At 41.3% G+C, this 15,918-nt stretch carries 10 protein-coding genes; all 10 read right to left on the bottom strand.

The genetic code is table 11. From position 1 onward, the window contains the following. Positions 1-129 precede the first annotated feature (129 nt). Positions 130-642 carry a sulfite oxidase heme-binding subunit YedZ gene (locus Q0212_RS00235; protein ID WP_297920566.1) on the bottom strand — a complete coding sequence of 171 codons (513 nt, stop codon included), beginning with the start codon at positions 640-642 and terminating at the stop codon, positions 130-132. 90 nt (positions 643-732) lie between these two features. Continuing rightward, entirely contained in the window at positions 733-1,731 is a 999-nt protein-coding gene (gene msrP, locus Q0212_RS00230) for a protein-methionine-sulfoxide reductase catalytic subunit MsrP (protein WP_297920565.1), read from the bottom strand. Between the two features lie 26 nt (positions 1,732-1,757). Next, a complete protein-coding gene (pssA, locus tag Q0212_RS00225) occupies positions 1,758-2,573 on the bottom strand; it encodes a CDP-diacylglycerol--serine O-phosphatidyltransferase (RefSeq protein WP_297920563.1) in 816 nt (271 codons plus the stop codon). A 203-nt stretch (positions 2,574-2,776) separates the two neighbouring features. Then, positions 2,777-5,953 carry an efflux RND transporter permease subunit gene (locus Q0212_RS00220; protein ID WP_297920561.1) on the bottom strand — a complete coding sequence of 1,059 codons (3,177 nt, stop codon included), beginning with the start codon at positions 5,951-5,953 and terminating at the stop codon, positions 2,777-2,779. Positions 5,954-5,956: 3 nt separating this feature from the next. Then, a complete protein-coding gene (locus tag Q0212_RS00215) occupies positions 5,957-7,126 on the bottom strand; it encodes an efflux RND transporter periplasmic adaptor subunit (protein WP_297920559.1) in 1,170 nt (389 codons plus the stop codon). A gap of 135 nt (positions 7,127-7,261) precedes the next feature. Then, entirely contained in the window at positions 7,262-10,804 is a 3,543-nt protein-coding gene (gene recB, locus Q0212_RS00210; RefSeq protein WP_297920557.1) for an exodeoxyribonuclease V subunit beta, read from the bottom strand. 20 nt (positions 10,805-10,824) lie between these two features. Continuing rightward, positions 10,825-11,310 (bottom strand): GNAT family N-acetyltransferase, encoded by a 486-nt coding sequence (locus Q0212_RS00205; RefSeq protein WP_297920554.1) that lies wholly within the window; start codon positions 11,308-11,310, stop codon positions 10,825-10,827. Then, entirely contained in the window at positions 11,310-11,576 is a 267-nt protein-coding gene (locus Q0212_RS00200) for a DUF1778 domain-containing protein (RefSeq protein ID WP_297920552.1), read from the bottom strand. Before Q0212_RS00200 ends, Q0212_RS00205 begins: the two co-directional genes overlap by 1 nt. A gap of 53 nt (positions 11,577-11,629) precedes the next feature. Then, the gene (gene recC / locus Q0212_RS00195; RefSeq protein ID WP_297920550.1) at positions 11,630-14,914 is read right to left on the bottom strand and encodes an exodeoxyribonuclease V subunit gamma; all 3,285 of its coding nucleotides are present in this window, start codon (positions 14,912-14,914) and stop codon (positions 11,630-11,632) included. A 10-nt stretch (positions 14,915-14,924) separates the two neighbouring features. Beyond that, the coding region (locus tag Q0212_RS00190) for a type ISP restriction/modification enzyme (RefSeq protein WP_367175413.1) at positions 14,925-15,918 on the bottom strand (994 nt) is incomplete at its 5' end.

The following is a 15,918-nucleotide window of genomic DNA, read 5'->3' as shown; positions in this document are numbered from 1 at the left end:
TAGCTAGTCATGCCCGACTCAGGACGCGCATTATATAGCCTTATTAAACACTGTCAAACCCTTTCTTAACCTTTTTATATAAAAACGTATCGACCGTTTACTTTATAGGCAATACGAATATTCTTTAAGCTAAAAAGGCTGTTTTTTGCGTAAATGGCTTCTGATTCTTTCGGCAAATAAAATAAATAAAACCAGTGCATAAGGCCAAACAGCAAAAATACCGAGCTTTTTTAGCCAAATAAAATGAATCAAAGCCAGCACAGCAACTAAATACACTAATTTATGCAATGTTAACCAACGACGTTTTAAACGCCGTTGCCATCCTGCCGTGGAGGTAATGGCTAAGGGAATCAATAAAACAAACGCGGTAAAACCAACAATGATATAGGGTCGTTTAGTTAATTCTTGGCCAATAAACGCCCATTGTGCGCCAAATAACAAAAATACATAACTTAAAAAATGTAATAACACATAAAAAAAGGCAAACAAACCAGTCATTCGCCGATATTGAATCCATTGACTTGAGCCTGTCCAATTTTTTAACGGTGTCATCGCTAAACTTAGCCATAAACATTGAATTGCCCATAATCCTGTTTGATCGACCAGTTTTTTGGCAGGGTCTGCTCCTAATTGATTATTCATCGCAGCAAATATTAGCCATAGACAAGGCGTCAATATGACGATAAACAACAAAATTTTGCTGATCTGTCGTTGTTTAGGAGAAAGCACCATTTAAAAATACTGCCTTAAGTCCATGTTACGATACATAGCGGCGACTTCTTTACTATATCCATTAAACGCTAAAGTTGGTCGCCAATTAGGATTAAATATACTAGCGGGCAGTCGTCGCTCGCGAGCTTGTGACCAGCGTGGATGGTCAACAGCAGGATTAACATTGGCATAAAAGCCATATTCACGGGGTGCCATCATTGCCCATGTGGTTTTTGGCTGAGTGGCAGTAAAGCGGATTTTGACAATGGATTTAATACTTTTAAAACCATATTTCCACGGCACAATCAGTCGTAAAGGCGCACCATTTTGTGCAGGAAGACTGCGTCCATAAACACCAACCGCCATTAATGCTAAAGGATTCATTGCTTCGTCTAAACGTAATCCTTCTACATATGGCCAATCTAAGGCTCGTGTACTTTGATTGGGAAATTGCTTTTTATCGACAAGGGTGATGAATTCGATATATTTTGCTTCTGTTTTTGGCTCAAAACGTTTAATTAAATCTGCTAAAGGAAAGCCCAACCAAGGGACAACCATTGACCATGCTTCAACACAACGAAAACGATAAATACGATCTTCAAGAGCATGTGGTTTAAGGATGTCTTCTAAGGTGAATGTGCCTGTTTTATTGCATAAACCTTCAACGGTGACTGTCCAAGGTTCGGTTTTTAGACTATCAGCTTTTTCGGCAGGGTCACTTTTATCCAAACCAAATTCATAAAAGTTATTATAGGTACTGACTGAGTCGTAGGGGGTTAACTCTTCGCCTGTACTGTTAGCTTGTAATTTGCGAGTGGCAATTTTTTGTTTTAACCAAACAGGCGCATTGGCTCGTTCGGCAGCCGATTGATAGACTGGTGCAGCGTAAGCTTGTGGTAGTAATAAAGAACCGACACCGATATAACCTAGACTTTTGAGCAAATCTCGGCGTTGATGGTAGATGGTTTCTGGGGTGATTTCACTGCTTAATGGGGACTCAGAGGAATGTTTGATTAACATTTTTATCTCCTTGCCCCCGTGAATGCTTATGATGCGGTCGATTTTTGGGGGCGTAATTTGTTAAATAAAGCCGTTAACGGTGCCGATGAGGCATACACAACGGATACCGCTAATAAACCAATCGGTAAGTCATATGTCACAATGCCCATGACTAAAACGACAGGTAACATCATGGCAAATGGCACACGGCTACGGTCTAATTCTTTAAAGCTGTAAAACTTAAAGTTGCTAACCATTAAAAAGCCTGTAAATACGGTAATTACTGAGGCTGCAATGGCAATTTCACGCATATCTCTAGGAATTTGATTATCTGTGCCTGCCCAAACCATACTAGCAATAATCGCTGCGGCTAAAGGGCTGGCTAAACCAATAAAATAACGCTTATCAACACTGCCAATTTGTACGTTAAAACGCGCTAGGCGAAAGGCCGCACTTACCGTATAAATAAAAGCACAAATCCAACCAATTTTACCTAAAGCATGTAAGCTCCAACTAAATACCAAAATAGCAGGCGCAACACCAAAAGAGACTAAGTCGGATAAAGAGTCATATTGCTCACCAAAAGCACTTTGGGTATTGGTCATACGTGCAACACGACCATCCATACCATCAAATAAAGCTGCACAGAAAATCGCGATTGCGGCTGGCTCAAATCGTCCTTGCATTGAGGCGATGATGGCGTAAAAGCCCGAAAATAAAGCGGCTGTGGTAAAAAGGTTGGGTAATAAATAAATACCTTTATTACGCACTTTTTTACCATCAGCATTGGCTTCTTCTTCTACAACCTCGAAGGTGATACCGCTGTAATCATCATCCTGTTCATCTGTCGGCTTATGTTGCATACCTTGGAACTCTTTTTTGGCAAACATGTAAAGAGCCTAATGATAAACAGCATTTAGTTTTGGTGCTATGGCTTTGTTGTTTTAGATGTGCAATTTAGGGCGATGTTACAGACTACAGGAAGATTTTTAATAAAAAAGGCAACCATTAAGGTTGCCTTAGTCATTGATAAACACTTTAGGGCAACCACAAGGGTTGCCCCTACTTAGGCTTCGCCATCCATGACTTTAGGTTTTTGCTCTAGTTCATGCTGATGTTTTGCTGCTTCATCATGAATTTCTTTGGCAGTACGCTTTTCGGACAAACGGCGATCAACTAACCATTTAAAAAACGTTGGCACAAAGAAAATGGCTAAGAAAGTTGCCGCCATCATACCACCCATGACCCCTGTACCCACCGATTGACGTGCGCCCGCTCCTGCTCCATGACTAATGGCTAATGGTAATACCCCTAAAATAAAGGCTAAAGAAGTCATTAAAATTGGGCGAAAACGTAAACGTGCGGCTTCTACGGCTGAGGCGGCAGTTGATAAACCTTCGTCTTTTTTGAGAATGGCATATTCAACAATCAGAATGGCGTTTTTTGCCGCTAAGCCCAACAAGGTCACTAAACCAATTTGAAAATAAACGTCATTGGTAAAACCACGTCCCCAAACTGCCGCTAAAGCACCAAAGATACCAAACGGTAAGGCTAATAATACCGCAATCGGTAATGACCATTGACCATATAACGCCGCCAAAATCAAAAACACCATCACTGCACCTAATACGAGGGCAATGGTTGAGGCATTACTGACTTGTTTTTCTTGGTAAGAAGCACCACCCCAGTCATAGCTAAAATCACTGGGTAAGACTTTATTGGCCACCGCTTCGACTTCGGCAATTGCTTGACCAGAACTAACACCCATTGCCCCTTGACCAAATAATTTCACCGCAGGCAAATTATTAAAACGGTCTAGCGTATCTGGCCCTGCACTGTAATTAACTGTGACTAAAGCAGATAATGGAATCATTTCGCCCTTGTCAGAGCGCACCCACACTTGGCCAATATCATCAGGTTTTGCCCGATAACTGGGTTCGGCACTCATTAATACCTGCCATGTACGACCATATTTATTAAAGTCGTTGACATAATAAGCGCCTAAGGTTGCGGCCAAAGTGCCATAGACATTATTCAAATCTACACCCATGGCATGTGCTTTTTCACGATCAACATCAACACGCAACTGTGGGCTATTTGCACGCCATAAGGTTTGTACACCGCCTAAGTTTTTGTTTTGATTCGCAGCCGCCATAAATTGTCCCATGACTTCTGCTAATTTAGCCGCACCACCCTCGCCACGATTTTGAATATAAAACTCAAAACCACCTGCTTGGCCTAAACCCATGATAGGTGGTGGATTAAAGGCTAAAACAAGTGCTTCTTTGATGTGTGCGGTTTTCATAAACAGCTCACCGACTAATTGTTGGGTGCTGACTTGACGTTCATCCCAATGTTTTTGGGTAACAAAAATCGTTGCTGCATTATTGCGGAAACCGCCACCCAAAAAATCAAAACCTGTAAAAGCAACCACATCTTGATTGGCTGGATTACTTTTCATAATTTGTAGGACTTCTTGGACAACTTTATCGGTACGCTGTAAGGTTGCACCATCAGGCAAAATCACCGCACTGATGTAATAACCTTGGTCTTCGTCTGGCACTAAGCTCGTCGGGGTGATTTTCCATAAACCCACTGTCACCGCCACCATGCCTATAAATAATAAAGCAGCAATCGCACCACGACGAATCATCCATGTGACACCACCCACATAGTGATGAGTGATTCGTTCAAAAACCCGATTAAATGCTTGAAATACGCCACCTACAGTTTTGTGTTCACGCTTTAAAATCATGACACACAAAGAGGGAGTTAAGGTTAAGGCGACAATCCCTGAAATGACGACAGCAATAGAAATAGTTACTGCAAACTGGCGATATAACTCACCTGTTAAGCCTCCTAAAAAAGCAATTGGCACAAATACCGCACATAATACTAAGACAATGGCGATAATTGGACTGGTCACTTCATGCATGGCTTTGACTGCCGCATCGTAGGCTGATAAATGCTCTTCGTGCATAATCCGCTCAACGTTTTCGAGCACCACAATCGCGTCATCAACGACAATACCAATCGCCAACACCATACCAAATAAGGTTAAGGTGTTAATCGAATAGCCCAATAAATAAAGCCCTGCAAACGTACCAATTAATGACACAGGCACAGCTAAGGTTGGAATTAAAGTAGCACGCCAATTTTGTAAAAAAACAAAAACCACTAAAAACACTAAGACCATCGCTTCGCCAAGGGTTTTTAATACTTCACGAATCGACACTTCTACAAAACGAGTGGTGTCATAGGGAATAGAGTAACTTAATCCTTGTGGGAAACGTGTTGATAATTGCGCTAAGGTTTGTTTGACGTTATCACCCACTTCTAAAGCATTAGCACTAGGTTGTAAAAAGATACCGACTAAAGTGGCTGGTTTGCCGTTGATTCGACCAACAAAGTCATAATCTTTGGCTCCCAATTCGACACGCGCCACATCTTTTAAACGTAGGGCTGAGCCGTCACTGTTGGTACGCAATAAAATATTTTCAAATTCGCTCGCTTCGGATAAACGACCTTTGGTGGTAATGGTATAAACCAATTCTTGGCCTTGATTGGTTGGCTGTTGACCAATTTTACCAGCAGCAAACTGGCCATTTTGCTCATTAATCGCGGCGACAATTTCTTGAGTGGTCAGTTTTAATTGGGCTAAACGATCAGGTTTGAGCCAAATACGCATGGCGTAATCTTTAGCACCAAAAATTTGCACATTGGTTGTGCCTTTCACTCGTTTAAGCGCATCTAAAACGTTTAGCGTGACATAGTTACTGGTGTACATGTCATCATAACGGCCATCAGGCGAATAAAAGGCTACCACTTGCAAAAAGCTTGACGAACCTTTGGTCACCGTTACCCCTTGGCGACGCACTTCTTGCGGTAAACGCGCTTCTGCTTGTTTTACTAAATTATTAACGTTTTGGGCAGCTTGATCAGGGTTAGTACCAATTTCAAAGGTGATACTAATTGTCGTCACCCCTTGTGATGTAGATGTTGAACTCATGTACAACATATCATCTACGCCATTAATTTGATTTTCTAAGGGCGCTGCAACGGTTTGTTCTACGACTTCTGCGGATGCACCTGGGTAAACAGCCGTGACTTGAATAACAGGTGGAGCGATTTCGGGATATTGGGCGATTGGCAGATTGCGCATGGCAGCCAAACCAGCCAACATAATAAAGATCGATAACACCATCGCAAAGACGGGTCGATTAATAAAAAAACGTGCTAACACGGTTTATTCTCCTGCGGCTTCAACAGGTTTTACCACAGTACCTGGCATGGCTTTAAATAAACCATCAACCAAGACTCGCTCACCTGTTTGTAAACCACTATCAATCACCCAAGCTTGAGTTTTGCCCACCGTTGCCCACTCCCCAACCTTGACAGGACGTGGTTCAATTTTGTTTTCCTTATTAACAATCATCACCATTTTGCCCATTGGCCCTTCAATCACTGCACGTTGAGGAACAGTCAGCGCATTTAAACGTTGGCCACCTTCTAACACAATTCGGGCAAATTGGCCTGCACGTAGTTGCTGTTGTGGGTTAGTAAACTCCGCACGAGTTTCGGTAGTGCCTGTACTGGGATTAACCCCGACATCACTAAAGGTCACTTGGCCTGTATTGGCATAAACACTGCCATCCGCTAATTTGAGCTTGGCTTGATATTGATTATGTTGTGGTGCTTGATATAAACCTGCGGCCGTTAAACTATTAATTTTTTGTTGCTGAATATCAGGTAAGCCAAAATAGACATAAATGGGATTTACTTGGCTGATCGTGGTTAACAAAATATCTGAGCCACTGATGTATGTGCCTTCATTTTTTTGGGTACGTCCCACTAAACCTGAAACGGGGGCAGTAATTTGGGTATAGCTAACATTTAAACGCGCTTGTTTAATTTGGGCTTGAGCTGTTTTTACCTCTGCTTGTGCTATTTGCACAGCAGAAATGGCATCGTCATAATCTTTTTGGGCAACTACTTTTTGTTCAAACAAAGGCTTAACACGGGTTAAATTACGCTCAGCTTGTGCCAAACGTGCTTGTGCGCTGCTTAATTGCGCTTCTAAAGTCGCTAAAGCGGCCTCGTAAGGAGCAGCATCTAAAGAAAACAAGGCTTGCCCAGCTTGAACGGCCTGACCTTCTTGAAAGTGCCGTTTTAATAAAATACCTGATACACGCGCCCGAATTTCACTGTCTTTTGACGCCGCCACTTGCGCACTATATTCAAATAAAACAGGTACATTTTGAGCTTTTACGGTCACGACCGCGACTTCGGGTGGTGGCATTTGAGGCATACCCGCAGGTGCTGCACCTTGAGGAGCTTTGTTGCAAGCAACAAGTACCATGCTAATACTTAATAAGCTTAATTGCAGAACAGTTTGATGTGATAAAGATAAACGCATAACAACCCCTCTTAAAATTTCAATAGCAGCCATGCAAAGAAAAAACAATAACCGAGCAATGTACTTGGTTTTATGACAAAGAGCTATACAAGAAAAGTGCATATAGTGTTGCAAGATTTGCAATAATAAATCTTTTTAATAACTTCCAAGCAAATCTACTAACTCATCCAATAACTTTAAATTAGGCTGCCAATGGTAAATACCTTCTGTACCATGAACATTCATGCCACGTAAAAACAAATAAAATACACCACCAAAATGACGTTCAGGTTGATAGTCACGTAATTGACTACTCAGCCAACGATGTAAGGCTAATGAATAAATGGCGGCTTGTAGGTTATAGCCATGACTAAACATAGCTTCGTGTAATTTATCGCCTTGATAGTCATCAAGCTGATGGCCTAAATGATTACTTTTATAGTCGGCAATAAAATATTGCCCTTGATGCTGAAACACGAGGTCGATAGAGCCTTTTAAAAAGCCGGTAATGGTTTGATAGGGCAACTCCCCCACTGCAATACCATATTTTTGCAAACAACGTATTAACGCTGTGGTTTGAAATTGATTTAACGGTAAATGAAAGTCTAGTTCGCGTAAGGTATGTTCGTGGCTAAGTTGACTTAAGCGCAAATTGGGCATTAAGCGTGCTTGCATCACCTCATTTAACCAATGCACCACATCATCTTGCCATGAAGCAATAATGCCATGTGCTTTTAATTGCCGCTCGATATTTTCCTGCCAGTCAGCAACAGGCTTGGTAAAATCGGCATGTTCAAAAATTTTATGCAAACAATTACCAACACTGGTTGCTAAGACTTTTTTACCTGCAAAGTTGAAGCGTGCTAACTGCACTTCTTGATCTTCATACTCTAGAACAATTTCTTTGCCTTCATCATCTTTGATTTCTAAAACTTCATAATCGGTTTGTAAGGCTTTTGCGCCTTGTTGCAAACTACTAAAACTGGTTAAACGATAGCCCCATGCCACTTTCGGCGCACTCGGCACGGTCATTGGTGTATTAGCTTGATTGTTAATTTTGAGCATAGGTAATTCAACAGGCTCTGCCGCTTGTAAGGCGATTAATTGTGGTGCTTGTTGTTGTAATTTTTGTAGGCTAGTTAGCCCTTCCACCAGCCAATGACCTAAAGGCGAGTTTTTTACCGAATCTTTGCTTTCATAAGGACACCAATGAATATAACAACGTTGTGCCGCGCGAGTGAGAGCCACATAACCCAAGCGTAACTCTTCGCTTAAGGTTTCATTGCGTAAGGCTTGTTGGGCTTGTTCGTCTAATTCAGGATTAAGATTAAAAATAGCTTCATCATCTTGATGATAAAACGGGGTATTGCGTGTGGGATCAGGTGGGTTCCACAAGGTTGGCACAAACACAATCGGATATTCCAAGCCTTTAGATTGGTGGATGGTGATAATCCGAATTAAGTTTTCATCACTTTCTAAACGTAATTCACCATTAACGCTATTTTTTGGCTCTAGCCGTTGCTGTAAAAACCAGTCACTTAATTGGCGCATGCCTGCCCGTTGACGATACTCTTCATGCAATAAATCAGCTAAATGCAAAAAGTTGGTTAAAATGCGTTCTCCTTGCGGCAGCTGCGCCAAACGTGCAATTGCACCTTCTTGCTGCAAAAATTCTCGCCACGCCACAATAAAGCCTTTTTGTTGCCATAATTTATGATAATTCTGAAAACGAATTAAATGTTGTGTCCATAATTTGGCATTAGCTTGCCATGTGACTAAATCGGCCAACGTTGCCCCACATAACCGTGAAGCTAACACGGCACGTACTTTGCCTTCGTTGTGTGGCTCGGCAAAAGCAGCCAACACCCGTGACATATCTTCGGCTTCTTCACTTTCAAACACGGTTTTATTGGACTGAAGCGCGGCTTTAATACCCGATTTTGCTAATTCAGCCTGACACAAACTGCCTTCAAAATGGCTACGAACCAAAATCACCATATCTTTGGCTTCAACCGCACGTTCACCCAACAACACCTGTCCGTCGGCTGCGCCTGTTAATAAACGAATAATTTCCGCCACGGTACTATTAATTGCCCAATCGCGGGCTTGCTCTTTGACAGTGATTTTTTCGATTGGCCAATAGATAAATCGTAACGGCTGATAATTGGCTTGGGAGCTTTCGCGGTTGTCAATTAACGGACTATGCGCTCGTTGCCCAACATCAACAGGATGATAAACAATTTTTTCTTGTTTAAAGGCATCAGGCTGCTGGTGAAAAAAGGTATTTAAGGCATGAATCAAAGGCGCAACTGAGCGTTGGTTTTGATTAAGATGATGACGTTGTTGCTCAGCTACTTGCTGATAGGCTTTTAAATAGGTGTAAACATCTGCCCCACGAAAACGATAAATCGCTTGCTTAGGGTCGCCCACCAAAAACAAGGCACAATTTTGTTTGCGCGCCTCGGCTTGCAAATACATATGTTGCAAAATTTGATATTGATAGTTATCAGTGTCCTGAAATTCATCAACCAAGGCTACAGGGTATTTTTGCCGTAAAGCTTGGGCAAGCACCTGACCTGTATCGGCATGGGTTAAGGCTTTGGCTAAACCTTTAATTTGCATATCAAAACTTTGCGCTTGTTTGGCATGTAAACGTTCTAATAAAGCTTTACCACTATGAGTTAATAAATCACATTTAAAGGCGATAGCTTGTAGTTGCAGTTGTTTGTCGGTTTTTGCTAATAATTCGGCTAAATGCTGGCAGCCATCAAAAAAACGATGCTGTGGAAATTCTGGGTTGTTTTTTTTCACTGCTTCTTGCAGGGTACTATAACTAAGCTTGTGGATGGCCGTTTGGGCATCATCATTCGCCAATAATTCCATTAAACCCGCGTTCATGGCCAACTCTAGTGCGCTCAGCCATCTAGCAACCGTATCTCCTTTATATTTATTACCATTTAACGTGTGTTTGTGTTGATAAAAAAGCTGAATAATGTCCTGAGCTTGTTTTTGCCAGAGCTGTTGTAATTTATTAAAAAATTGTTCTGTTTGTTGGTACAGTTGACCATTAAATAAAAAGCTGGGTTTAAGGACACGTGCTTGACCTTGATGCAAAATGCCCGAGACAAAGGCATATAAGCTGCTTAAAGAAAACTCTTCTTTGCTTAAAAAATAATTGACTAATAATGGTTCGGCTTGTCGCCATTGTTGCCGACAATAATCTTGAATAATGTCATGTAAAATGGGCGCGGTATCACTAATTAACGTGGTTTCAAAGGGCATACCGCTGGCTAAAGCCTGCTCAACCAATTCACCTTGGCAAAAACCATTAATGGTGGTGATGGTGGCTTCATCAAAGTTAACAATGGCGTTATGTAAGCGGTCGATACCCAGTTGTTTACCACCATTTTTTTGCAACCAGCCATACAAATAATCACCAACGACCTCTTCAGGATTTGGCTGTTCTTGTTCTAAGGTATATTTAACTTCTAATAAACGTTTTCTAATACGGTCGCGCAACTCTGCCGCCGCCGCTTTGGTAAAGGTGATGGCTAAAATATGTTTGACTTCGAGCTGTTTTTGCACAATTAACCGCGCAAATAATGCCGACAATGTCCACGTTTTACCTGTTCCTGCAGAGGCTTCAATTAATTGCACCCCATATAAAGGACAATTTAAGGCAGGAATTTGTTTAGTCATGTTAATTGCGCCAACTCAGACTAGCGAGGCAGTGATGCAACAGGCAAAAATAAGGTTAATGCTTGTTGTGGGAATGATTGAAAACCAAGCTTTTGATAAAAAGAAGCTGCTTTATCATCTTTAGCATGTACCAAAATATAGGCTGTTCCTGTCAGTGTGGATATGTCGATAATTTTCTTAAAAGCATGGCGTAATAAAGCTTGCCCTAACCCTTTACCTTGATAATTTATATCCACCGCAAAACGACCAATAATCACACAAGGAATGGGATAACGAGGTAATCGTTTTTGTTCTGTTATTGGTAAATCATCACGCAATGTACTACCGTTAGCTAAACTATAAAAGCCAATTACTTGCTTTGTAGGATTATAAGCGACATAGGTTTGGCTTAAAAAACGACCTTGTTGCTGTAAAGCATATTGCTTAATAAATGTATTAAGATCAACTTGTCCACAATCAAAACGATCACGTTGATATTGTCGGCTGAGTACATCAATATCAAACATTAGATATTTTCTCCACGCATAAAATCAAGCATTGTTTTGGTGGGTGGTGCAGGGTTTTCTAAAGCTTTCTCTAGTGCTGCCCAATCTTCACGGCCTAAGCTAATTTGTTGTTGTTCTAAAACCGCTTTACGAGCAGCTTGGTAGGCATGTTCTAAGACAAAGGCACTCACGCTCACGCCAGATAAAGCGGCGGCTTGCTCTATTGTTTGTTTAGCTTCAAGTGAGGCTCGTAAATGTATACGTTCTACAGCGGCTGTATTTTGCATGATAAGCTCCCCCAAAAATGTACACCGATATAGCGTACATTATAGGCTTATAATTAATTATTAACAATTCGAGAGCATTCTATAGCGTCCATATCCTGCGCCAAGGTTCGCCAATTTAATGCCTTGCTATGATTAAAAATCGGCTGATATAACGCTAAAGCTTGCTCAATAAACTCCGAAGGCAACTTTTCACGTTCGGTTTCGGGTAACACTTGTCGCCAATACACATCGTCTACAATTTGCTCTGTCCATTTTTTGAGGGCAGCTTTGGCGGCATCATCTGCTTGTCTGCCATTTAACTTGGTCATATAACTAAAAGCGGCTTCGACACTTAACAATAACGGTTGTTGTAGCCCTTGTTGCCAATAGCGGTAATAAACTTGCACATAATGTTCGGCTTGTAGGCGTGGAATCGGCTCAAAACCATAAGCTTGGTCTAAGAAAAGCCAATAAGTCGGCTTATTCGCGCCTGCTAATTGCCATAATAAATGATGCAACCACGCATTTAATAAATGTTTATCTCGGCATTTAGAGACAATATATTCCAACTGATACGGTAAATCGACAGGGGCAAGATGCGCGCTTAATTGCCATGAATGCTGATTATCATCCAATAAAGTAAATAAATAGTGCTGCTTTTGATAATCCAATTGATAGCGTTGAATCGCTTGTTTCAGTTGTTGTAAATCTTGTGCACTTTGTTGGCAATACACTTCACCAATCACCCCAACAGGCAATTGGCCACTGGCACGAAATCGCGCCAAAGGTAATTGTTGTTCATGCACTAATTGGCTGCGTAATTGCCACTTCGCCAAATTATCAAGACGTAAGGGTTCTTCGTCTCGATGTTGGTCTTCTAAAGTTTGAATATGTAGTTTGGCTTGTTGACTTAAAAAATATTTAGCGGGATGTTGGTAAAAACGATATAGGCTGACAAGGCTCACTTGTTTTAAAGTTTCATCCAAAGGCAATGGCGTATTGACAAAACACGAAGGCACAACACTGGTGGTTAACACTGCTTGTGCCGCAGGCAACCATTCTTGGGCAAAACTAATGGGCAACTTTTTATCACTCAGCGCACCAAAATAACTCGGACTAAACGCTTGTAAACGATGAAAATAGCAACAATGTTGTTCGACCTCAGCTTTGCCGCCAATCACTCGTCGACTTAAATAATCTAACAATTGGCTAATTAATGATGACGGCGGGTAATGCGTGGCACTGTGATGACTAAAACCATTATAAAACAATAACAAATGTTCTTCGGCAGTCATTAAGTTTTCTAAAAACATCGCTTTGTCATCATCACGCCGTGAACGGTCACCTGCTCTTGGTTGGTCATCTTGGCTTAACAAGTCAAATTCATTATTTTGTTCCCGACGCGGAAAGGCGGTGTCCTCTAAGCCCAACATGGCGATGACTTTATAGGGCAATAAACGTAATGAGCCTAAACGGCTAAAATGCACGACGCCACCTGGTACAGCACCCGGCGCAGAAGCCGCAACACGTTGTTGTAAATCAGATAATAATAAACTTAAAGGTATGGGTTCATTGATGGGTGAAATGGTTAAAGTTTCTTGCAGCTCTTCAATAGCTTTGGTTAAGCTTTCCCATGCTCTCGAACCAACCTGAGCAACAAAAAACTTTAACAAGTCTGCCTGAAGTTGTGCCAAACCTTGTAAGGCGTGCTGACGTTGTTGCCATGCGTAGCGGCGTTCGGCAATATCACTCACCGCTTGGCACAAAACCCCAATCAAGGCAAAATCACTCGCCTCAATATCAGCAACAGGTTGAATGCCTGCATACAGCTCTTGATAGTCACTGGGTAAGGCTGTTGCTAATAATAAGCGCTCTAAACCAAATAAAAAGGTATGCACATCATCCGTATCAGTATTATCACCTGTCATTTGTGCACGATGCAGACCATCCAAACCACGATACACGGCTGCTTTTTCTAATAAGCTGACGCAACGTTCGATGTCTTCTGCCACTAAATCATAATAACTCAACACAGGCGCTAAACTCAGCCAATCAATAAACGTTGATAAAGCAAAACGCTCTTGGCTTAGGCTGTATAAACTTTCAAACGCCCGCCACAAGCTATTTTCGGCAACACTAGCCACCCCAGTTAACTGCCAAGGAATATAACGATCTTTGCTGACTGTGCCAAACACCGCTTCAATTGCGCCACTGGCACTGGCAATATCGGGCAACATCACCACCACATCTTGTGGTTTTAAGTTGGGTTCTTTGGCAAATAAATGTAATAAGGTATCGTGTAAGACTTCTAATTGTCGGGTAAGACTATGACAACCATGAATTTGAATTGATTTATCGTCTTCAGCAATTGTCCATGTGGCCTCTTCAATATGCTCTAAACGATGAATACTGTCTTGTAGACGTGACAACAGATGTTTAACTGGAATTTCAGGAAAAACATCAATCCATTCATTATCTTGCTCACCACCCGACAATTGCGACAATAATCTAAAGGTATCACGATGTTGTTTGCCCCATGCCGTTAACAACGGATGTCCCTTATCATATAAAGCCATTCGTGTCGGTTGTTTAACCTGCATTTTAGCTAGCCATTTTTCGTCAACACTGTCGGCCCAATATTGACCACTGGGGTTAAAGTGATAAAAATGAATATCAATAAACAGACTTAACACCCGAAAAAATTCTAGTTCGTGTGGTGGCAAACGTACTGTGGTAAAAATTGCCAAGCGTTGTGGCAAGCGTTTTAACAAATGCGGATGATTTTTTAACTGCCAATAAAACTGTTTAATTAAATAACCTTGTTGATGATGTTCTTCGGCAAATAATTGTTGCCATAAGGCTGCTTGCCATTCTTGATGACGAAAAGGTTTATCAACTAATTGCCCTTGTCGCCACAAAGCCAACCAATCACGTCGATAGGTACGATAATAACCAAATACTTCAGCAATGCGCCCTGCTAATTGCCAACGCCCTACAAGCGGTTGAGGATTACGCTCTAAATAACGATGTAAGACTTGATAAATGTCATCATTAGGCAAATTTTCTAGGGCAGTAAATAATCGCCAGTGCATCGCTTGCGGACTAAGAATTGGCGATTTTGGTGTTTCGGGGACAATCTTGCCAAAACACTCCCACATAAAACTGGCAGGAAACTCCATATTGACATTAACACAAACGCCAAACACTCGCGCCCATTCGTAGGTTAACCAACGACCAATGCCCAACGATGGCACTAACACTGTGAGTGCTTGAAAGGGGTTGTCTTGTTTGCGCCCCAAAAACTGGGCAAGTTGCATAAACAGGTTGTCGAGGTGGTGGCTTTGATAAATGCTGAGCATGGTATTTCTCTTAAAGCACTAATAAAGTATCAACTTCTTGCATAAGACGTGCTGTTTCTATTAAGGCTTTAATCATTTTTCGGTAATGTTGAATATCGGCGGTGCTAAGTTGGCGACCTGTTCTGTCTTTGAGCCATTTTTGAGCAGGTTGATAACCACCAATATAAAACTCCCATGCGATGAGTGGTATATTGTCAAAATACTGTTGCTCGTTGATATAAATACGGCCTACGGTTGATGAATCTGCTAATAGTTGCCAATCTTTTTGCACGATTTTACGAGTGATTTTGTTATCACCTGCTTGTGGATACGTGACAGGGCTTTGTTTGAGGCTGTCGCTTTGTAGTAAGTGCAGTTGGCGAATTTGACTACCAATATTCACTAATGACCAAAAACTGTTGACATTTTGAGGATATGGCACACGCGGAAAGTCAGTTTTTAAAAACTCTTTGTAGGTGTTGCGATAGTTGGGGGAATGTAATACCGCATAAATATAATCTAAGACATCTATAGGGGCAAATGTACCTGTGGTGCTTTGTTTTTCGGGCGTAAAGGTAAGTTTAAGCTTTTTGGCGAAAGTTTTAATAATTTCAGCGTTAAAGTTGGGTTGACGCTCACCTGTGGAGAGTAAGTCTTGAGCGGTTGGGTAGATATACAAGGGAGCAATAGTATTATTTTCTTTGAGTGAAACACTGTGATTAGTAATGATGTTTTGCACTATAAAAACATCGGTAAATGGCCGTTGTTGTTCAATTTGACGATTAAAACACAAGCCTAAATTGTCTATTTTAATAAAATTATGCATCACATCACTACGATGACGGTCAATCAAATTTTTATCAAAATAAATCCAACGTTTGTCAAAAGGACGATACTCAATAGATGACAACATAGACTCATCAAATTTGGCTTTTTTTCTCACAATACCTATCTTCCATGTTGGGCTATCAGATACTGTGTATTGATTTATAATATGACTATCAAAAATTTCAGGATTATAAAAG

This window comes from uncultured Agitococcus sp. (assembly GCF_937920075.1).
Lineage (GTDB): Bacteria > Pseudomonadota > Gammaproteobacteria > Pseudomonadales > Moraxellaceae > Agitococcus.
This window is presented reverse-complemented; position numbering and strand designations above follow the sequence as displayed.